Here is an 18,996-nt window from a genome sequence, read left to right on the forward strand (position 1 = left end):
ATATTTTGGCGAACCTTAGCAATGATGTTAGAGTCTAGAATACATAGATAATGTTTTTTGTCAATGCGTAAGTCCTATGGTTTATGATATTTATTGACTTTTAACCAGCTTTATGACTGATATCAAATCCGGTAGCATCGGAATTATTCCTGTCTGTATTCTCTCCCTCTGCGTTCTCTGCGCCCTCTGCGGTTAAATCATTCCGATACAACCGGAAACGATATGAAAGCATCCAGGATACAAGCCCCCGGATTCATCCGTGGGGTCAATACTTCCATCTAAAATCTAAAATCTAAAATCTAAAATCTAAAATCGATTGACTTGCTGCAGAGGACAGAGAAGTTGTTGAGAAGTAAATATTGTTACTTCTGCCGAATGCCTCATGCCTTCTGCACAAGTGCCGAATGCCTTGCTCCCTGATTAATCGCGCTGACTGACCGTCCCAATTTAAGTCAAAGACTCCAGATAGTCGCGGACGCGGTTGCGACGCTTAGGTTGGCGGAGTTTTTGCAAAGCTTTTGCTTCAATTTGACGGACTCGTTCGCGGGACAAGTCGAGGGCGCGACCGATTTCTGCCAGCGAATAGGGGTGTCCGTCACCCAAACCAAAGCGCATCAGAATTACATCTCGCTCGCGGCTGGTCAAATCTGCCAGCAGTTGCTGCAAGTCGCGGTGCAAAGCTTCTCGCATCAGCATTTCTTCTGGGGAGATGCTGTCGGTTTCGAGCAAGTCGCCCAACTCTGTATCTTTTTCGTTGCCCACTTTAGTTTCCAAAGAAACAGAACGGGGAACTCGCAGCAAAACTTCTCGGACTTGGGGCGCTGTCATGTCCAACTCGACAGCGATGTCTTCGATCGTAGCTGTCCGACCTTTTTCTTGAGAAATTTTGCGCTGGGCTTTTTTGATTTTGTTAAGTTTTTCGGTGATGTGGACGGGGAGGCGAATGGTGCGGCTTTGAGTGGCGATAGCCCGCGTAATTCCCTGCCGAATCCACCAGTAGGCATAGGTGCTAAACCGATAGCCCCGCGTCGGGTCAAACTTTTCTACAGCTCGCTCCAGTCCCAGAGTACCTTCTTGTATTAAGTCGAGCAATTCTAAACCGCGATTTTGATATTTTTTCGCCACCGAAACCACCAGGCGCAGGTTCGCCTTAATCATGTGGTCTTTAGCTTCGACGCCTTCAGCTTGAATTCTTTCGATCGTCTCGACCGTCATCTCGGCTAACTCGGCCCACTGGCGCTTGCCTTCGGACATAATTCGCTTGAGTTCTGGCACGTCACCGACACCGGCGGTTAATGCCCAGCGTTCCAGGGAAGGTTTATGTCCCAACTGTGCGGATAACCGATCGCGCACTTCTATTAAATGCACGAAGCGTCCAATTAGTCCTTCTTCCTGGGAGGCGACGGTGTTACGTAATTCCAGCAATTTGATATAGCGCTGAACTTTTTGAGCTTCCGAGACTTCTTCGTCTCTACCCAAGAGACGAACCCGACCTATTTCTTGGAGGTACAGGCGCACTAAATCTGTAGTGCGACGGTTTGCATTTTTTTGCAATTTGGCTGCTGGGTCTGCATCTTCTGTCTCTGCTGGGTCTTGGTCGAGCAGTTCGTCTCCAGCTTCTTCAGCATCTTCATCCAACACATCACCTTGCAAGGGATTGACTTGCAGTTGTTCGTCGAATTCAGCTTCAGCGTAAAAAGAGGTGGCTGGCATAGTGATTTTCTCAGTGGCTCCGGGTGAAAAGATGCTACGCTTAGCGGTTATTTATAATTAAGATGCCCATTTGGTTAAGACGAAGCATCACCGCTTTGTGTTTCTTTAGTAACTTTTCTGACTTTTCTGCTGTTGTTCGATCGAACTTTTGCTGCCCCACTTGTTTTACCAAGATTCTGGAAAACGCTAAGAACTTTCTGATGTAACAGGTTGAAGGCCCGAAAAGTGTGCTTTACTTCTTTGTTTATGTAGCTAGTATAGATAGTTACTGGCTAGAAACAAGTGACGTTAGTCAGAAGTTAAGTTAATCTTCATCACCAATAAGCTGGTTCCCGATCACTTCGGAAAATTCGCCATTTTTTTAATAAAACTTTATATAACTCGGCGCTCTTGATTAAATACGCTGTTGTGAGCGCAGAACTTTAATCCATTACAGCATATGAGCTTCAGAGTTGCTATAGTCCGCAGTACCGAGTTATTGGCTGACGCAAAAACCGGGTTTCTTCCTCAAATTTCTGGATTAAAACCTAGAAGTTTGAGGAAGAAACCCGGTTTCGGGATCTCTTTTGCCTAAGTCGCGACTTTGAGGCGGCGATCGACCGATAATAGTTTTGCTGTTGGCTGCTGCTTCCGGCTTAACATCACGCCCCGAACACCAGCATCTGAAATCGGGTTTTTTGCCCAGGGGCTGCATATCAAGCGCAGGTTTTTCCTCGCTGTTACCCAGTTGATCGGGTTTTAGTGAGAATGGTGCGATCGGGCGCGAGTCATTGGTAACAAGTTAAGCTAAGAAAGCATTGTCAATCAGCAATTATGCTCAACATTTACTCGGATTTTGGGCATAAAACTGAGATTTGGGCGATCGAGGAATCATGCCTCCCATGATATTTATACTTACTCCCTCCTAAGAAACTCGCAGGGGAGAAGGGGAGAGGGGGAGAGGGGGAGCGGGGGAGCAGGGGAGCAGGGGAGAAAGAGTTTCTTTGATTCATAACGGGCGTGCGACGCCCGTGGAATGCTCTCAAATCGTAAATTTTCCACTCCTAAAAAAGCAGTTTTTTTTGAGTAATATTACTGATTGACAAATGCAGTTAAGTCTTAACTTGTCACCAATGGGCGCGAGTCAACTCAAATTAAAATTGCTAGCGTGGGTAAAGTTTCATCAGTTCCCTCACCTGTTCGGCGTGATAGGAACTGCGAGTTAAGGGAGAAGCGACAACTTGCAAGAATCCCAAAGATTCGCCAAACTTTCTCCAAGCATCAAACTGTTCTGGAGGCACAAAGTTTTCTACGTTCAAGTGCTTTTGAGTCGGTTGCAGGTACTGTCCAACTGTTAAAATATCGCAGCCGACAGCCCGTAAGTCCTGCATCGCCTCCCGAATTTCGGCGTCTGTTTCTCCGAGTCCCACCATGATGCCGGATTTGGTGTAAACCCCAGGTGCGAGTTGGCGGCTTCGCTGCAATAGTTCCAAGGTGCGATCGTACTTGCCTTGCGGCCGCACCTTGCGGTAAAGTCGCTTTACGGTTTCGGTATTGTGGTTGAGTACCTCTGGTCGGGCTGCGAGAATGATTTCTAAAGCTTGCCAGTTGCCGCACAAGTCGGGAATCAAAACTTCTATAGTTGTATCGGGCATTGCCGATCGCACTGCTTGAATGCACTCGACAAACTGAGACGCGCCCCCATCCGGCAAATCGTCCCGGTTGACAGAGGTAATGACGACGTGGTTGAGTTTGAGCCGCTGCACCGCTTGCGCCAATCTTTGGGGTTCCGTCGGATCTAATGGTTGGGGCTTTTTCTCAAAATCGATGTCGCAGTAAGGACAGGCGCGGGTACAAGCCGGGCCCATAATCAAAAATGTCGCAGTACCTGCGTTGAAGCATTCGCCGATGTTCGGACACGACGCCTCCTCGCAAACCGTATTCAGGGATAAATCCCGCAAAATTTCTTTGACGTTGCCGACGCGCTCCCACTGGGGGGCTTTAACTCGCAACCACTGGGGCTTAACTGTCACGTCTGTCTCCGCCTGAGTAGTGTTTTACAAATCATTATATACGAGCTTGCTAAATTTTAACTTGAATGTGATAAGCTTAAAATATAGTGACTAATTTCGGGATGTAGCGCAGCTTGGTAGCGCACCTCGTTCGGGACGAGGGGGTCGCAGGTTCAAATCCTGTCATCCCGATTATAAAATTAAATGGGATATGCCGCAGCAACTGAGTTTGTTTTGGGCGATCGTCCGGGTGTGTATATTTGTGGTACGCATAAATTAGTCGATCGGGCGATTCCCTAGGGGATAGCTGCGCTTCACGGACTTGTTAATTCGCCTTGGCTAAAAAATTAACTGTAGCGACTGTTTTGGCAGAGGGAATTAGAGAATAAAACGTAAACAATCAGATCAGCAGTAGAGAGTAGAGAACAAGTCTTTGCCTTCTCCCTCTGTGATGATTTGGGACTGTGTTTAATCACAGGTACTTGCTCAATGCTGAGAACTTTGACCAAGGTTTGAAACCGGAGGTCAGTATAAATACTGAAATAATAATTCTTAAATACAAGTTCATTAAGATTTACATCTTGAGATAGATGAATTAATAGCTGAATGAGCTTATAATAAAAGCTAATTCTTAGCGGGTCTAAAATTAACCCGAAAACCGGAGGATATTCCAATGCAAATAAGTGGCAAAGCCTTCGGCTCCTGCTCTCGCTGCGAAACAGTACCCGAAAAAATAGAGGGCAGGGGAGGTCTGTACCTGTGGTTTCCAGTATCGCACACCCTGACCAAGGTTATTTCGGCACTGACTAAGGCTAAACTTGAATTCAAGCTTTTAGAAGAGAGCAAGTGTTTGTACATTATGCTTGAGGGAATAGCAAAAGAAAAGTTTAACGCCCTAGCATCATCGGTGCTGACAAATCAAGAGTTGAAAGAGACAAAAGTTTTGTGGATGCGCGAAGTGGAACAGCCAAAACTTAGCGATTTTTATCGCAGCACTTCCTTAGACAGTTTTATTAATTTGAGTAACTCTGATTGGCTGTTAGATTTATTGTCCGAAGAACGCATTACTACACATTTTCAGCCCATTGTTTATACCTCAGATACTTCTAAAATTTTCGCCCACGAAGCGCTGCTCCGAGGAATTGATGAGCAAGGAAACTTAATTTATCCGGGTCGGATTTTTGCCCAAGCAGAATCAGCAGGCCTAATTTTTCAACTTGATGTTTTAGCCCGGACTCGCGCTATCCGCGAAGCCCATGTTTACGATATCAAAGAACTACTTTTTATTAATTTTTCTCCGACTTCAGTTTACGATCCCGCTACGTGCCTGCGAAGAACAGTACAGGCTATTGATGAAGCGGGAATTCCTCACAGCAATATTGTTTTTGAAGTAGCGGAATCTCAGCACCCTCCTGATATCGATCACTTGATTAATATTCTGAGGTTTTACCGAGAGGCGGGATTTTTAATTGCCCTGGACGATTTTGGCAGCGGTTCTTCTAATTTAAATTTGATGCACCAACTGCGTCCAGATTTTATTAAGTTGGATATGCAATTGATTCGCAATGTCCATCAAGATTATTATAAAGCACTAATTACGGAAAAGATGTTAGAAATTGCTGAGCAACTAGAAATTAAAACTGTTGCTGAAGGTGTGGAAACTTTGGAGGAGTTTGAGTGGGTGCGGGAACGGGGAGCAACTTTTGTTCAAGGTTATTTGATTGCTAAGCCGACTTCTCCGCCGATCGCAGTTACGAGCTATATTGGTGCTGAACCACTACCTATTTCTGCTTAAATGGTTTCCAGTTGCGATTTGGCGCTACATTTGCTCGTTCCCAGGCAGAGCCGGGAACGAGAATAACTAGCATTTTAAACGCTCAAATTGCGCCGCAGAAAGCTTTCTAAGGATTCCATTCTCATGCCGTAGATTGATTCCAAGTTTTGCACTTCTTCGGGAGTGCAGAAATACTCGTTACCCAGCAATACGCGCAAAGTTCCTAAGTCTTTTTGAGCTTGAGGATTCAATAAACCCAAGGCATTTCTCAAACCGTCAAATACAACCAGTGGCGGGTTGATTACCATCGGTTCGCGATTGAATAAGCGTCCAAAAATGCGGGGAATGTCATCCCTTGTCAGCACATCCGGGCCACCGACTCGCAGAATTTGGTTGCGGGCGCCTTCGACTGTTGGCGAGTCTGCGGCAATATGAGCTAAGTCGTCGGTACTGACAACAGAGGTGCGGTTTTTGCCGTCGCCAATCAGCAGGTAAAGTCCGGTTTCTCGAAATCTTTCTGCTAGCGGTAACAAGCTGGAAGCAAAACCGGCAGGCCGCAAGATTGTATAATTCAATCCGCTGTTTTGCAGGTATTTTTCAACTTCTCGCTTGGCTTTGAATACTGCGGAATCTTCGTATCCTCGATCGACTCCCAGTACCGAAAGAAAGACAAAGTGCTGCACTCCCGCTTCTTTGGCGCAGTCGATTAATTCTATGTTAGCGCGGTAGTGTACTGCTTGAACGTCGCCGCCGGTGCCGTGGCTGCTGATGATGTACTGCACTCCTTGGCAGGCTTTTTTAATATCTTTGTCTTGTTTCAAGTCGCCGATAAAAATCTCGGCGCCTCGGTTTTCTAGTTCTGAGTAGCGAGATGCGAGGCGAACGAATGCGCGGACAGGCTTTTCTTGCTGTCTGATTTCTCGTACAATTCGGCGGCCTAGTGCGCCTGTTGCTCCGGTTACTAAGAACATGATTTTTGGTTGTTGGTTGTTATTAACTGGATCGGAACTTACGCATAGGGTCGAGAAACCCGGTTTCTTAAATTTATCGTTGATAAACCTAAGATTGATGGTAGAAACCGGGTTTCTTTTGCCTTAATTTTATTTATAACTCATAAATCAAATTTCGACAATTACGGGGGCGTGGTCGCTGGGTTTGATTAATTTTCTGGGAGCAACATCTATTGTACAGTTTTTTGCTTGTTCGTACAGGGGAGGGCTGAGATAATGGTGGTCGATTCTCCAGCCGTTGTTGCGGGGAAATGCGGCGGCGCGGTAGTCCCACCAGCTATAATGGCCGCCTTCTGATGTGAATTTGCGAAAGGGGTCGTTTAATCCTAATTCTATGATTTCTGTGAGGGCGAGGCGCTCGGCGACAGACAAGCCGACGGAGTTAGCATTGGCTTTGGGATTGTGGATATCTCGATCGTCCGGGACGATGTTGAAGTCGCCGCAAATGCACAAGTTGGGGGATTTATCTAGTGCTATTTTGAGGTATTCTTGGAGGAGTTTGAGCCACTTTAGTTTGTACTCATATTTCTCGCTGCCAACTTCGGAACCGTTGGGAACGTATACGCAAATAATGCAAATATCGTCTATAACCCCGGCTATGAGGCGTTTTTGTTCGTCAAAAATACCTGTGGTTTCGTCGCCGAGAAGTGGGGCAAATCCGGTGCTGATTTGCGTTAGGGGCGATCGACTAAAAATGGCGACGCCGTTGTAGGATTTTTGACCGGAAATGTAGCAGTTGTAGCCGAGGTTGGTGAAGGGTTCTAGGGGGAAGTCTTTGTCTGTAACTTTGGTTTCTTGGAGGCAGAGAACGTCTGGGGAGTTTGTTTGCAGCCAGCTAGTAACGTGTTCTAGGCGGGTGCGGATTGAGTTGACGTTCCAGGTGGCGATTTTCATTTTTTGTTTGTTATATACTCTCTGATTACGGGCGCGATCGTAAAGTGCGATCGCCCATTTTGTTGTACTGTTTCAACTAATGACCGTCGTCCTAAAGATTGCATGACATTTAATAGTTCTGCCCGTGATAGTTGCAGGTTTTCTGGTATTTTTGAGATGTCTGCTGGTTCGGTGGTACTTGCTAGCCAACCCATAGCTTGTTGTTCGGATGGGGTTAGGCGATCGCACTGCTGGTGCAGCAGAGATTCTAAGTCACCTAAGAACAGGGTATCATAGGAGAGGAATTCGGAAACGCTACCGCTGAATAAGTCTTGAATCATAGTTGCAACTATATTTAACCATAGGGGATTGCCTCGGTAAAGGTCGATTAGTTCTGACCATTTCTCCGGTTCTCCTAAACCTTTTTCTCTAAAGATTTCTTGTGCTTCTGGGCCTAAACCCTTGAGTTGCAGAGATTTGCAGGGGCGGTTTTCGCATTCTAAGGCGGCGATTTCTCTGGGTTTTTCCCAACTCAGGAGGATTAAGCAACTGTTGTGGGATGATTCTGTTAGTTGTTTGAAGAATGCGCCGTAATTTTCATATCCTGGCTGGTAATTTCCTGCGAGTTGTTGGCTGCTGAAGATTGTTTGCACATCATCGAGGATGATCAGACAGCGGTGCGATCGTAAATATTCTAGTAGGGGCAATCCCCCCGTGGTTGCCCTTTCTTCTGGATAGGGGGCGGGCACGGAGGGGGCGGGCACGGGGGCACCGCCCCTACAGAATTGAATTAAGTCGGTTTGGAGTGACGCCAGCGGTGGGGAGTTGCGGAGACTTCGCCAGATGATGCGATCGAATTCGTGTTGAATTTGTGAGATTAGTTGGAGTGTAAGGGCGGTTTTGCCAATACCGGATAAGCCTAAAATGCTGATGAGGCGGGTGTGGCCTAAAATCCAATTTTCTAGGGTGGTGAGTTCGGATGTGCGGTTATAGAATAGGTTGGGTTCTGGTGCATCAGCTAAATCTAAATGTACTTTCGGTTCGGAATTGCTTGTTTTTTCGTTAAACTTATCCTTGTTTTGCGGTTCAAATTGTAATTTTTTTGAGGATTGCGAACTATCAGCAGAGATGTTACCAATATGGATGCACCCATTACCGACGAGTGAGACAATATTAGAAGCTTGTAAATTTTCCAATTTAGCTCTAAAATTTGCTTTAGATACTTGTTCCTCGCCTAATGCAACTGATAAAAGTTTCCATAATTTAAAGCCAACCTCTTTAACATATTTCTCTGAACGGTTGTGATGTTGTGCAATTTCCTTATATTTTTGATTGTTCCAAGTGCCACGTAATATAGCTTTTTGCAGACTATCTAAATGTTTTCCCGTAGTAGTCAAAGCTAGATGGTCTACAAATTCTAAAGCTTCTTCAACGTCCATCAGTCAGCCAGATGCAAGGGGTTGACCTGATTGTAACCCAACTAAATAGGACTTTTTCAGTAGCAACCAACTAAATGTGACTTTTTATGACCTAGTTGGGATGAAAAAAAACTACTAAATATGACTTTATATGGCTTGACAAGATTTGGTATTTAGGAAAAAATTTATACTTAAGACAACAAAAGGTTATCCTAAGCGCTAGTTGTATCTACCTGTTATGACACAACCGAATATTTTGGAACTCGCGAAACAGGGAGATGCAAAGGCGATCGCGCTTCTGCTGAACCGCCAGCTACAAGCCAAGGGCATCACCGCCGCAGCTTCTCTTAAGGATGGTTGTTTACAGGTGATGCTGGAAGCGGCAGAAGCGCCTAGCCAGCAAATATTGACCCCGTGGGTGAGTAAGTCGATCGCTGGCTTGGGGGCTGCATCGATTGAGAAAGTGAAGGTTTACGGGCGACAGACGGGCGCGAAGGTGCCGGCGTGGAGTCAAGAGTTTGAAGTGGCGGGGCAAAAATTGCCTGTTGCAAATGTTACAGAGGGGCGGGCAAGTTCTAGTGAGAATACGGAGTCAAATCAGCTTAGTTTGAAGGAACGGGCTAAGCTTGGGGATGTGGAGGCGATCGCATCTTTGTTAAATCTTCCGTTGCAAAATAAGGGAATTACGGCGACTGCGAGTTTGCAAGACGGTTGTTTGCAAGTGATGCTGGAGTCGGATGTGGTTCCTGATGAGGAGGTTTCTATCAGGATTGTCCGCAGGGAGTTGACGAATTTGAAGGCGGGGGCGATCACTTCTGTGAAGGTTTACGGGCAGCAGGCGGGTGAGAATTTTCCGGCTTGGAATCGAGAGTTTGAGCTAAAGGCAGAGGTTAGTTCAGATTCAAAAAAATTATCAACAGATCAATTTGCAAATTTGACTGATCTATTGACTCCGATTATTGATTTGCTTAGAGAACGAAAATTCAAAGAATTGTTAGACATCGGCCAAAATTATATTAATGAAAATCCAGAGCGTCAAAAACGTTTGATTATAGTAGGAGTTATTGTCTTAGCAACTCTAACCTTTAAAGGAATACCTTTTTTAGGTTTCAATCACAATATTAAAGGCTCACTAACACTCAAGGATGACTTCTTCGGTGGAGTGGGTCAGTTTTGTAATGGAAAAGGAGGTTACGGGGATATTAAAAGTGGTAGGCAGGTGCTAGTAAAAGATCATAAAGGAGAAACTATTGCGACTGGAGAGTTAGGCATAGGTAAAATAATATCTGATAACCACTGCCAATTTTCTATCGAAGTGAATGGTATAAGAAAAGCAGAGTTTTACACAATTCAAATCGGTAGGCGAGGCGATTTGACATATTCATATCAAGAGATGGAGGATAAAAACTGGGAGCTAAACGTGTCTTTGGGTGATTGATTTACTGGGAAGAAAAGGAGTGGTTTATGATTTTTGTAATTCCGTTTATTATGGGCGCTGCTGTTTTAGCTACTGCTGCGTATGGCGCTGTGAAAGGTACTGAAGGCTTTGGTAACATCAATCAAGCCAAGGAAATAGGAGAGCGAGCCCAACATCGACACGAGAAAGCAGTCAGCGATCTAAAAGTAGACTGGGAAGCAGCCAACAGATTAGCAGAAGTTTACGGTCAACTGCAAATTCGTGTAAGGCATCGTACTATTGGGCGCTTTGTGGCTTTCATCGAACGCATTGGCCAGAAAGCTTCCCAAAGTGATATGAAATTTTTAGCTGGACTAGAAGGCATATCAATTCAGCAGCTAAAAGAATACAAAACTGTCGCGCTGGAAGGTCAGGAAGTATTCCAAGGTGTGACTTCAGCCGCAGGGGCAGGCGCGGCTGCTGGTGCTACAGCAGTAGGCGTGGCGCAAACTTTTGGGACAGTTGCGGTTCCTCAATTTTTTGGCTTGTTTAGTACCAATGTAGCTGTTTCTCAACTCGGTATGTCTGGTGTGGCGGCGTGGTTAGGCGGTGGCAGCATGGCACTAGGTGGCGCTGTACTCGGAGGTATTGCACTTGGCCCTGCTTTAGCTGTTGGCGGTTTCCAAATTGCAGGTAAAGGTGAGGAAGCTTTAACGAAAGCACGTGAATACGAAGCTCAGGTTAACGTTGAAGTTGCCAAAATAGAAGAGGCTAGAGATTTCATCCGACAAGTTGAACGGCGAGTCAAAGAATTAGGCAAATTGGTGTCTGATTTAGACAATCGCGTTGCTCTACTTCTCAAGGAACTTGAATCAAAACCCTTTGATCGAGTTCAAGATGCTGCTAATTTTCAACAGGTAGCCCTACTGGTGAAAGCCCTTGTAGAAATTATGAAAACCCCTGTGTTAGACAGCAAAGGAAATCTGAATTCGGCAGTGGCAAATATTCAAGCAAAATACCGGAATCTGTGAGGAAATTAACAATGAGCAAAATGGCAGCGTTTGTTAGCTGTGGTGATGTCTTGCAGCAAGTTATTGAACATTACGCTGAGTACAAGCAAATCGCGGAACAAGAGCGGACAAAGCGTCGTGAAATCAAAGCCTGGGAAAAGGAAAGCCTCGCCAAGATTAAAGCTCAACGTGACTTGTTAATGGAGTACCTCGATCGCTCCTTTGATGAACGCTCGCAAAATTTTAATCAACTTTTCGATGTGGTCGATCGAGCAATAGCATCTGGTAATAATGAGCAACTGGGATTAGCATTACATTCGATTACAGAGCTTGCGAAGTCTAGCCCGTTTAAAGAACTGGCTAATTTATCTTCTGTGCAGGCTGCTCTGGCCGATCCCAACCAGGAGTGGAAGTTTTAATTAGCTAGCTGTTAAACCATTATTGATAAACTAGAGTGGGGATTCCCCCACTCTAAAGGAGAGTAAATCATGGCTGACCTTGAAAACCTTCTAAACCAACTGCCAGAAATTGCCGAGGCAATGAAACTTACTATTGGCAATCCTAGCGAAATTAGACGTGAAATTGGGAAGATCGATAATCTTCTAAAGCGACTAAATACTATTGGCAAGGAACTTGAAGAAGTATTAAATAATGAGAGATTCAATAAAGGATTTTTGGGAGCGATACCTTGGTTAGGGGCGGTGGCGGGCTTGTTAATACCTGGTGGATTTTTAGTAGAGGGACTTGTCGCAGGGGGGAGCAAATTGCTTGCAGACAAATTGGGCGATCCAGATAAGGAAACGTCTCTTGCTGACTTAATAGAAAATGTTGAAAACTTAATTGAGTGGGGCGAGGGTCTAAAGAATATAGCAGAAAATATTTTAAATGATTCACAATTATTGATCAAGCTAGAATGGGAAAGGAAATCTCTAAGTATCCCAGAAGAAGTAAGGCAAATTGATGAAAATTTAAGAATTCACATAGACTTTGATGAAGAGCAAAGTTTAAGGCAACAAGTTCAGCAAATAAAGGTAGCTCAAGAACAGCTAAAACAGGTTCAGCCCAAACTGGATAGTATCGTACACAATCTTGAACGTAATGTCGAGCCAATTGAGCGCATAAAAGCTTTTATATCTTACTTTGGGGAATCAGTGTTTGCGATAGAATGGTTTGATGAAGAGCATGGGCTTATTATATCTTATGAGGATCAAACTACAACATTAGGAATTATCTTGAATGAATGTGTATCTTTAAAAGAAAAAGCTAATGCTTTAATTGACCGGGCTAATAGGTTAAGAGGAGAGGCTGAACAATCTCTTAAACACCTAGAAAAAGAACGCCGTCACAAGGAACAAAAAAAACCTAGTCGTAAGCAAAGCGAAAGCTCAACACAGACAGGAGAATCTCTAAATCCTATTGACCGTACCATGTCTTCAGAGCAAAGACGCGGGGGTAGAAGTGGCTGGATACTGATACTATCCACACTGACTCTAGGAGTTTTGGGTTTTGTGGGCTGGAAAACTACCTTTCAAATTTCACCGAGTCAGCAGACAATACCAAATTCGGGAATTCCTCTAAATGTTGGAGAGCAAAAAACAAATTCTGAACCTTCACCCACCTTAACACCGACTCCTCAGCCAGACCCAACAGCAACAAATTTAGCAGCAGCTCAAAAACTAGCAATGGAAGCTGCCGTTAGGACTCAAAATCCACCTCATCCACTAGAAAATTGGCAGCAAGTACAAGGGAAGTGGCAGGAATCAATCAAATTGTTAGAGGCAATTCCAGACAATTCGCCTGTTGCAACTCAAGCTCAAGAAAAGCTAAGTGTTTATCGAACTAACTATCAGGCGATTACTAATAGAATTGTCACTGAACAGAAAGCAGCCACTAATTTAGAAGCCGCCCAAAAACTAGCAGGGGAAGCTGCCCTCATGGTGAATAATCCACCTCATCCTAAAGAAGTCTGGCAGAATGCTCAATCAAAATTGCAGCAGGCGATCAACCTGTTAACTTCTATTCCTCAAGGTACATTTGTGGAAGCTCAAGCTAAAGAAAAGCTTGCTGATTATCAGAAAAACTACAGGCTAGTAAGCAACAGAATTAAAACTGAATCGCCCTGATTTTATCCATATTACCAATTAAGTTTTAAATTACCAGAGATTAAGCCCAAATCCTAGCTGCTGATATCCTAGTTACTAGAAATCGCGATCGCCCTTACATCCCAAATTGTCAAAAAGCGCGATCGCGCATCTTCCCCTGTACTTGCAAAAAAATTACATCCAAGATAAACTAGGAAATAGAAACTAAGCAACCTCTGATGCTGAAAGCAAAAATATAATGAAAACTAAAAGCTTCACAGTCATCATTTACAAAGAAGAAGATATGTACATTGCCGAATGTCCAGAAGTCGGCACAATTGACCAAGGCGAAACCATAGAACAAGCGATCGCCAATCTCAAAGAAGCTACAAGGCTCTATCTCGAAGAGTGTCCTTTACCCGACGAAATCACTCCCAGGTTTGTAACTAGCATAGAGGTTAGCTATGCCTAGGTTGCCCAGAATATCAAGCCTAGAAGTAATTCGCGTACTAGAGCGTTTAGACTTTTATCAAGCCAGACAAACGGGTAGCCACGTTGTCCTTAAAAAGCCTCTTCCAGACGGAGAAATTGTTTGCGTTGTGCCACTCCACCGCGAGTTAAAAATTGGTACTCTCAGCGGTGTTCTAAAGCAAGCAAAGGTCACACCTGATGAGTTTATAGCTAATTTATAAGTGAGAATAAACGGGTTTCCCAGTAGATGAGTTTTTGTAGCTTGTAGGGGTCGATCGCGATCGTAATGAAATAGCGATCGCCCTTACGTCCCAACTTGTCACAAAGTGCGATCGCCCCTACATGAATTATTCAAACTAACTCCGACACACTCAGCCGCCCTTCTACGGGTTCATACTCATCTAGCTCATTAAATTTTTTATCTCTTTTTTTTTGCCTAACACTAATTGATGAGATGAAGACCATGCAGTGACTATATGTAGCGCTTTTTGCTGGTCATTTCGGTCATAAGATTGTTTCATTGTTTTGCCATCAATGGCAATCACGTTTAGTCCTAATTCCCCGACTATCGCATTTACCCAACTCAAAAAACATTCTTGAAACTGCTGCGCTTCAATTCGCGCAAATAAGGAGACTAAACCTGTCATAAGATGGTATACCATTCGGTAATTCTAGAAAGCTTTTTAACTATTCATATTTGGCCTTACCATAGGCTTCTATTGCCACCCATCCGTCGGCACCGCTGATGATAGCTAGAATCGCAATTGATCTAATATTTTTGAGCAAATGTTCTTTACTTTTTTCTATTTTTGGATCGTTCCAGGTTGCAAAATATTTTAAAAAAATGGCAGTCAAAATATTCACTGAAGAAAATTAATTTATTTGTTTTTGTTGGGAAGTTACAGTTTTACTAAAACCTCTTGCCATTGATAAGACTCATGAACTAGAATAAACTACACAAAAAAATAGTCGCATATAACTGTAGCATATTTTGGGTTAAAGTTAAGAGACGTTTACCCTGAATCTAAAATCGTATGACTGATTATAAAGGCGATCTACAAACTAGCAATTTAGCAGCTATTCACCAACAAATCAATTGGCTTCAGCAACAGCCAGACGGCTTCCTATTTCAACAAAATTCCGGCGACAACTGCATCGCCGTAAAAAAAATAAACTCAGTGATACTACTGCTTTTAGCAGACAGAGAAACCTTAATCACAAATGTAGCTCAATCAATCCTAGACCTCAACAATCCACTAAATTTAATCTTTCCCTATTCCCGATCCGTGTTGCTAGCATTAGTCTGGAAAACTCACCCAAAAAAAATCTATGTAATCGGATTTGGTGGCGGCACCCTCCCCAGAATTTTCCACCACTATTTCCCTAACGCGATAGTCGAATGTACAGATATTGACCAAAAAGTAGTCGAAGTAGCTCAAAAATTTTTTGGCATTCAATTCGACGACAGACTCAAAGTAGCCATTCAAGACGGGCGCGAATATCTAGCCCAACAAGATTCCACAGTAAAAAACGATATAATTATCGTGGATGCTGGTTTTGGCAGCGGCTATATGCCCTATAGATTGGTGACACAAGAATTTTACCAACTGTGCAAAACTCGCTTGTCAAGCGCAGGTGTTCTAGTTGTCCACCTGTTCCACAAACAAGAGTTTAATGCGGCAGCGGTGAAAACAATTCAAACTGTGTTCGCACAAGTTTATATATGCAATTTAGAAGCCGGCAACAGCGTTGTCATTGCGACTAATGCTCCCGATTTAGCTAAAAATGAAATTTTCTTGAAAGCCGAAGTTATTCAAGATTTCCACAATTTAGGATTTTCCTTAATAGAAATGTCGCTCCAGCTAAAAAAAGTAGCCCAATTGCCGGAATGGGTGAAAAGTTGGGAAACGCTGCCAATTTTTACAGATGCTGAAATACCCGCCGGATATTTGGACTGATAAATATACACAATTAGGGCTGTTAACGGAATCCGACAAAAAACTCTAATTGTAGGGTGCTTATGGGGGCACCATCGGGCTGTAGGGTGCTTATGGGCGCACAATCCCTATGTCTGTAGCAAATCCCCATCAGTCAAAAGTTGATACTAGAAAACATCAGTCTAAAAAATACTTGACAGTGAAAATCGGGCGGTGTAGTATAGAAGTAGTGCATAGAATTAAAAACATGAGACTAAAAAGTTGGGAGTCTCCTCGCAGCGAGGGTAGAAACTCCAAAGGTAAAGGCGGCTCAGCCAGGGCTCGGCAACTCAAAAAGCAACAGCAAACTCTGCGAAAACAGTTAAAAGCTCAACACGATCGACAAAACCACCAACAAAACCACCAACAAAACCACCAACAAAACCACCAACAAAACCATCAAGGGAAGGAAACCGATAATTCCTTCCCTTATTTTGTATCTTTCCGCCGCTCAATCCCGCTGAATGTTCGGACAAATCGTGCTACTAATGCTCGCTTGCGAAGGTTGCTCTTGCCAGCAGTTGAGAATGCCTTGCAACTCCCCCTTCAAAGTTTCTAAGGCTGCAATTTGCACGGAAATTTCCTCTACCTTAGCCGTGAGATGCTGCTTCGCTTCAGAGCAAGGCAACTCTCCCCGATCGCGAACCTCTAAAATATCCTTAATCTCCTGAAGGCTCAAACCCAGAGTCTGAGATCGTTTAATAAACGCCAACCTGTTAAATACCGTTTCGCCAAACAAGCGATAACCAGCGGGCGATCGCTCCACCGCAGGAGCTTGACTAAAGTGCCAAATAGTTTGCTAAAATTCTCCATAGTTGATTATTGAGAGGAAGTTTTGTGTTTGCTATTAAACGAGCGCTCAAACTGAATAACAACGAAGCGGCTTTGATGGCAAGACACGCAGGATTCCGGCGCGTAGTATTTAACTTTGGGTTGAGCTTGCGGACTCAAATGTATAGCGAGGGAAAATTTACCGACTCGAAGGTACTCAACGAAGTCAAGAAAGTTCTCACCAATCATGTCAAGAAAAAGCCTGAATTCGATTGGATGAACCAGTTATCTAGTCGAGTCTACCAAAATGCTTTGATCGATCTCAAAGATGCGTTTAGTAGGTATCGCTCTGGGAAAGCGGGTCATCCAAGATTTGCTAGTCGCAGGGATGGTCAATCTTTTACGGTTGATTCGTCTAACGGCAAAGTTTTGCTAGTTGCTGGCAGAACTATTAAGATTCCTACGTTGGGAACTTTTAGACTTTTTGAACCCTTGGAGTGTAGCTTCGTCTCTCAAACTTTCACGATTTCAAAAGAAGGAAATCGCTGGTTTGTCTCGTTCTGTGTTGATGCAGAACCTCTACCCGTTCAGCAGTCTGAAGGTTCTGTAGGAATAGACATCGGTATCAAGTCTTTTGTCACGCTATCAACTCAGCAAACTTTTGATGCACCGAAGCCGTTAATAGCCAGTGCGAAAACCAAGCTTTCGACCTTGCAGCGTAAAGCATCAAGGCAGGTAAAAGGTTCTCAAAACCAGCGCAAGACCTACAATAAAATCAGCCGACTCCATGCCCTAATAGCTCGCATTCGCTTAGATTTCCTTCACAAGTTGACAACTTATTTGGCTAAAACATTTAATTTAATTAAGATTGAGAACTTGAATGTTCAAGGAATGATGGCGAATCACAAGTTGGCTGGAGCAATATCTGACCTCGGCTTTTACGAGTTCAAACGTCAACTCGACTACAAGTCAAAAATGTATGGAGCCAATTTAGTGTTGGTAGACCAGTGGTTTCCTAGCACTAAGACTTGTTCCAACTGTGGCACCAAAAAAGATATGCCACTAAGCGTTCGGACTTTTGACTGTCCTGCTTGTGGCATATCTTTGGATCGAGATTTTAACGCGAGCGTTAATATTTTAAACTGGGAACCTTCGGCTTGAGGGGGATAGCCTACTTATCTTGGGATTAGCCGTCTACCCAACAGCGTAGGAAGTAAGCGCAAACTGTGTCTAAAAATGAGTTTAGACAAGTTTAGATAAGTTTTACAAAGCAGACAGCAAGCCCATCTCCTCATAGTAACGAACAGTTTTCACCGACAAACCACTACAGGCAGCTACAGAGCCAATTTTGTACAGTTTCTCGGCAACAGAAATATTCATACACCAAGCATCCAAGATCGAAAGACTTTCTTGCCCTATCTTTTAGTGCCTCAGATCCAGGGAGTCGATCGGCACATCGCCCAGTCACCATTGCCCAGTAATCTTAATAAGGAGGATTTTTTTTAGACACATTAAGCACGGGCAACTGGGGGCGAGAAGACTGAGGAGGAAGATAGTATTCGGGAGCAGGTGCGGTTTGTTCGGCTCCAGATCGGTAAAATTGCCACCAGCGGAGAGCCATCGCCACCCCAGCGGTGCCAAGCCCAAAAGCCAATAAAGAGCCACTCGCACCCATGCTGCCGATGGCTGCATCGACAACGCCCACTGTCACAACAAAGCTGGTAATTGGCTCTTTACGGTAAGCTGACCTCAAAAGTCGCGTCCACGAAGCATTCATTTGGTTTTACTCTGTTCTATATTTATTTACAATCTGCTATACAAAACTTGGCTAAACTTATCTCAGTTTCACCATTCAACTAGAAGTATTTTCTAGAGGGTCTGATTCCTGCTTCTGCCAAGGGAGTCGGCTCCTACTTGTCCACAGGCGTAAATTCGGGTGTAGCCCACCCTATTTTTTTAGTCAGTACAACTATTCTTTTTGAAGCTTTTAGCCATTGTTGAACCATTATTTTCAACCCATTTAACGAATCGTGGTATCCCGTTCGACCTTGTTATAGGCTGGTCAGTCTTAAATCGACCGTGGTTTACAAACCAGAAAATTTTTGCCTTGGTTTTCGGCATTATCCTGAGAATGTTACATAAAACGGAGCGCCTGTCAATATGGTCGCCATAATTCGCTTGAGGGCAAGTTTAATAAAGCATTAAGCGATTAGATCCATCTCTAAAACTTAGAGTTGGCGGAACGATCGGGATTTCTAGCTCAAAGACTAGCTTCACCTAAATTCATCTTCTCGCCTGTGGGGAATTGTACGGGAGCGAGGCAAAATTGCCAAGCTTGTCAAATCAAAATTCCACCCCATATATACCTCCAAAAGCCAGCTATTGCATTCGGGAACAGATCTCTCTCCACAGAGAAGTCGCTGGGCTTGTTTCTAATTAATATTTTAATCAATTCCCGAATTTGTCGCGGTCAGCAGAAGTCACACCCGCTGCCGGAAGAGTCAAGACAAAG

20 protein-coding genes, 1 tRNA gene and 1 pseudogene are annotated in these 18,996 nt (G+C 44.0%); 10 read left to right on the top strand and 12 right to left on the bottom strand.

Features of this window, described 5'->3' with window-relative positions:
- Positions 1-447: 447 nt before the first annotated feature.
- From sigC to lipA, 3 genes and pseudogenes are all read right to left on the bottom strand, one after another.
- On the bottom strand, positions 448-1,713 hold the full coding sequence (gene sigC / locus QUB06_RS03090; RefSeq protein WP_333434066.1) for an RNA polymerase sigma factor SigC: 1,266 nt from the start codon (positions 1,711-1,713) through the stop codon (positions 448-450).
- Between the two features lie 520 nt (positions 1,714-2,233).
- Positions 2,234-2,407, bottom strand: coding sequence for a hypothetical protein (locus tag QUB06_RS03095; RefSeq protein ID WP_333434067.1), 174 nt, complete (start codon positions 2,405-2,407; stop codon positions 2,234-2,236).
- A gap of 448 nt (positions 2,408-2,855) precedes the next feature.
- Positions 2,856-3,731: pseudogene (lipA, locus tag QUB06_RS03100) on the bottom strand (lipoyl synthase); the annotation flags it as partial.
- Positions 3,732-3,822: 91 nt separating this feature from the next.
- On the opposite strand from lipA, the gene QUB06_RS03105 reads away from it, so the two are divergent.
- Together QUB06_RS03105 and QUB06_RS03110 are read left to right on the top strand one after the other, a co-directional pair.
- Positions 3,823-3,896, top strand: a tRNA-Pro gene (locus QUB06_RS03105).
- Between the two features lie 481 nt (positions 3,897-4,377).
- The gene (locus QUB06_RS03110; RefSeq protein ID WP_333434068.1) at positions 4,378-5,499 is read left to right on the top strand and encodes an EAL domain-containing protein; all 1,122 of its coding nucleotides are present in this window, start codon (positions 4,378-4,380) and stop codon (positions 5,497-5,499) included.
- Positions 5,500-5,573: 74 nt separating this feature from the next.
- Here the strand turns inward: QUB06_RS03110 and QUB06_RS03115 are convergent, their stop codons facing one another.
- The 3 genes from QUB06_RS03115 to QUB06_RS03125 form a co-directional block, all read right to left on the bottom strand.
- Positions 5,574-6,449 (bottom strand): SDR family oxidoreductase, encoded by an 876-nt coding sequence (locus QUB06_RS03115; RefSeq protein WP_333434069.1) that lies wholly within the window; start codon positions 6,447-6,449, stop codon positions 5,574-5,576.
- Positions 6,450-6,596: 147 nt separating this feature from the next.
- Positions 6,597-7,382, bottom strand: coding sequence for an exodeoxyribonuclease III (gene xth, locus QUB06_RS03120; protein WP_333434070.1), 786 nt, complete (start codon positions 7,380-7,382; stop codon positions 6,597-6,599).
- Positions 7,379-8,800: an NB-ARC domain-containing protein gene (locus QUB06_RS03125; protein WP_333434071.1), complete on the bottom strand. Its 1,422-nt coding sequence runs from the start codon at positions 8,798-8,800 to the stop codon at positions 7,379-7,381. The genes xth and QUB06_RS03125 overlap by 4 nt, the downstream gene beginning before the upstream one ends.
- Positions 8,801-9,017: 217 nt before the next feature.
- Here QUB06_RS03125 and QUB06_RS03130 point away from each other — a divergent pair, with 217 nt between their 5' ends.
- From QUB06_RS03130 to QUB06_RS03155, 6 genes are all read left to right on the top strand, one after another.
- The gene (locus tag QUB06_RS03130; protein WP_333434072.1) at positions 9,018-10,217 is read left to right on the top strand and encodes a hypothetical protein; all 1,200 of its coding nucleotides are present in this window, start codon (positions 9,018-9,020) and stop codon (positions 10,215-10,217) included.
- A 26-nt stretch (positions 10,218-10,243) separates the two neighbouring features.
- Positions 10,244-11,206 (top strand): hypothetical protein, encoded by a 963-nt coding sequence (locus QUB06_RS03135; RefSeq protein ID WP_333434073.1) that lies wholly within the window; start codon positions 10,244-10,246, stop codon positions 11,204-11,206.
- Positions 11,207-11,217: 11 nt separating this feature from the next.
- The gene (locus tag QUB06_RS03140) at positions 11,218-11,604 is read left to right on the top strand and encodes a hypothetical protein (RefSeq protein WP_333434074.1); all 387 of its coding nucleotides are present in this window, start codon (positions 11,218-11,220) and stop codon (positions 11,602-11,604) included.
- 69 nt (positions 11,605-11,673) lie between these two features.
- On the top strand, positions 11,674-13,308 hold the full coding sequence (locus QUB06_RS03145; RefSeq protein WP_333434075.1) for a hypothetical protein: 1,635 nt from the start codon (positions 11,674-11,676) through the stop codon (positions 13,306-13,308).
- Between the two features lie 217 nt (positions 13,309-13,525).
- Positions 13,526-13,738, top strand: a complete 213-nt coding sequence (locus QUB06_RS03150; RefSeq protein ID WP_333148509.1) for a type II toxin-antitoxin system HicB family antitoxin — start codon at positions 13,526-13,528, stop codon at positions 13,736-13,738.
- Entirely contained in the window at positions 13,731-13,958 is a 228-nt protein-coding gene (locus QUB06_RS03155) for a type II toxin-antitoxin system HicA family toxin (RefSeq protein ID WP_015174173.1), read from the top strand. The genes QUB06_RS03150 and QUB06_RS03155 overlap by 8 nt, the downstream gene beginning before the upstream one ends.
- Positions 13,959-14,138: 180 nt before the next feature.
- On the opposite strand, the gene QUB06_RS03160 is transcribed toward QUB06_RS03155, so the two are convergent.
- Both QUB06_RS03160 and QUB06_RS03165 read right to left on the bottom strand, forming a co-directional pair.
- Positions 14,139-14,384, bottom strand: coding sequence for an ISAs1 family transposase (locus QUB06_RS03160; RefSeq protein ID WP_333434076.1), 246 nt, complete (start codon positions 14,382-14,384; stop codon positions 14,139-14,141).
- 40 nt (positions 14,385-14,424) lie between these two features.
- The gene (locus QUB06_RS03165) at positions 14,425-14,601 is read right to left on the bottom strand and encodes a transposase family protein (protein ID WP_333434077.1); all 177 of its coding nucleotides are present in this window, start codon (positions 14,599-14,601) and stop codon (positions 14,425-14,427) included.
- A 170-nt stretch (positions 14,602-14,771) separates the two neighbouring features.
- On the opposite strand from QUB06_RS03165, the gene QUB06_RS03170 reads away from it, so the two are divergent.
- On the top strand, positions 14,772-15,695 hold the full coding sequence (locus tag QUB06_RS03170; protein WP_333434078.1) for a fused MFS/spermidine synthase: 924 nt from the start codon (positions 14,772-14,774) through the stop codon (positions 15,693-15,695).
- Positions 15,696-16,003: 308 nt separating this feature from the next.
- On the opposite strand, the gene QUB06_RS03175 is transcribed toward QUB06_RS03170, so the two are convergent.
- Both QUB06_RS03175 and QUB06_RS03180 read right to left on the bottom strand, forming a co-directional pair.
- Positions 16,004-16,168 carry a hypothetical protein gene (locus tag QUB06_RS03175; protein WP_333434079.1) on the bottom strand — a complete coding sequence of 55 codons (165 nt, stop codon included), beginning with the start codon at positions 16,166-16,168 and terminating at the stop codon, positions 16,004-16,006.
- Complete coding sequence (locus tag QUB06_RS03180; RefSeq protein ID WP_333434080.1) at positions 16,165-16,479, bottom strand: MerR family DNA-binding protein; 315 nt, start codon at positions 16,477-16,479, stop codon at positions 16,165-16,167. The genes QUB06_RS03175 and QUB06_RS03180 overlap by 4 nt, the downstream gene beginning before the upstream one ends.
- Before the next feature lie 71 nt (positions 16,480-16,550).
- Here QUB06_RS03180 and QUB06_RS03185 point away from each other — a divergent pair, with 71 nt between their 5' ends.
- Positions 16,551-17,645, top strand: coding sequence for an RNA-guided endonuclease TnpB family protein (locus tag QUB06_RS03185; protein WP_333434081.1), 1,095 nt, complete (start codon positions 16,551-16,553; stop codon positions 17,643-17,645).
- Between the two features lie 102 nt (positions 17,646-17,747).
- On the opposite strand, the gene QUB06_RS03190 is transcribed toward QUB06_RS03185, so the two are convergent.
- Complete coding sequence (locus QUB06_RS03190) at positions 17,748-17,864, bottom strand: MerR family transcriptional regulator (RefSeq protein WP_333434082.1); 117 nt, start codon at positions 17,862-17,864, stop codon at positions 17,748-17,750.
- A 103-nt stretch (positions 17,865-17,967) separates the two neighbouring features.
- The gene (locus QUB06_RS03195) at positions 17,968-18,261 is read right to left on the bottom strand and encodes a hypothetical protein (protein WP_333158163.1); all 294 of its coding nucleotides are present in this window, start codon (positions 18,259-18,261) and stop codon (positions 17,968-17,970) included.
- Between the last annotated feature and the right edge of the window lie 735 nt (positions 18,262-18,996).

This window comes from Microcoleus sp. D2_18a_D3 (assembly GCF_036702455.1).
In the GTDB taxonomy this organism is placed as follows: Bacteria; Cyanobacteriota; Cyanobacteriia; order Cyanobacteriales; family Microcoleaceae; genus Microcoleus.

What these genes read in the sequence shown, in the direction of transcription:
- sigC (WP_333434066.1), bottom strand. Translation starts at nt 1,713, where the DNA reads ATGCCAGCCACCTCTTTTTACGCTGAAGCTGAATTCGACGAACAACTG.
- QUB06_RS03095 (WP_333434067.1), bottom strand. Translation starts at nt 2,407, where the DNA reads ATGCAGCCCCTGGGCAAAAAACCCGATTTCAGATGCTGGTGTTCGGGG.
- QUB06_RS03110 (WP_333434068.1), top strand. Translation starts at nt 4,378, where the DNA reads ATGCAAATAAGTGGCAAAGCCTTCGGCTCCTGCTCTCGCTGCGAAACA.
- QUB06_RS03115 (WP_333434069.1), bottom strand. Translation starts at nt 6,449, where the DNA reads ATGTTCTTAGTAACCGGAGCAACAGGCGCACTAGGCCGCCGAATTGTA.
- xth (WP_333434070.1), bottom strand. Translation starts at nt 7,382, where the DNA reads ATGAAAATCGCCACCTGGAACGTCAACTCAATCCGCACCCGCCTAGAA.
- QUB06_RS03125 (WP_333434071.1), bottom strand. Translation starts at nt 8,800, where the DNA reads ATGGACGTTGAAGAAGCTTTAGAATTTGTAGACCATCTAGCTTTGACT.
- QUB06_RS03130 (WP_333434072.1), top strand. Translation starts at nt 9,018, where the DNA reads ATGACACAACCGAATATTTTGGAACTCGCGAAACAGGGAGATGCAAAG.
- QUB06_RS03135 (WP_333434073.1), top strand. Translation starts at nt 10,244, where the DNA reads ATGATTTTTGTAATTCCGTTTATTATGGGCGCTGCTGTTTTAGCTACT.
- QUB06_RS03140 (WP_333434074.1), top strand. Translation starts at nt 11,218, where the DNA reads ATGAGCAAAATGGCAGCGTTTGTTAGCTGTGGTGATGTCTTGCAGCAA.
- QUB06_RS03145 (WP_333434075.1), top strand. Translation starts at nt 11,674, where the DNA reads ATGGCTGACCTTGAAAACCTTCTAAACCAACTGCCAGAAATTGCCGAG.
- QUB06_RS03150 (WP_333148509.1), top strand. Translation starts at nt 13,526, where the DNA reads ATGAAAACTAAAAGCTTCACAGTCATCATTTACAAAGAAGAAGATATG.
- QUB06_RS03155 (WP_015174173.1), top strand. Translation starts at nt 13,731, where the DNA reads ATGCCTAGGTTGCCCAGAATATCAAGCCTAGAAGTAATTCGCGTACTA.
- QUB06_RS03160 (WP_333434076.1), bottom strand. Translation starts at nt 14,384, where the DNA reads ATGACAGGTTTAGTCTCCTTATTTGCGCGAATTGAAGCGCAGCAGTTT.
- QUB06_RS03170 (WP_333434078.1), top strand. Translation starts at nt 14,772, where the DNA reads ATGACTGATTATAAAGGCGATCTACAAACTAGCAATTTAGCAGCTATT.
- QUB06_RS03190 (WP_333434082.1), bottom strand. Translation starts at nt 17,864, where the DNA reads ATGAATATTTCTGTTGCCGAGAAACTGTACAAAATTGGCTCTGTAGCT.
- QUB06_RS03195 (WP_333158163.1), bottom strand. Translation starts at nt 18,261, where the DNA reads ATGAATGCTTCGTGGACGCGACTTTTGAGGTCAGCTTACCGTAAAGAG.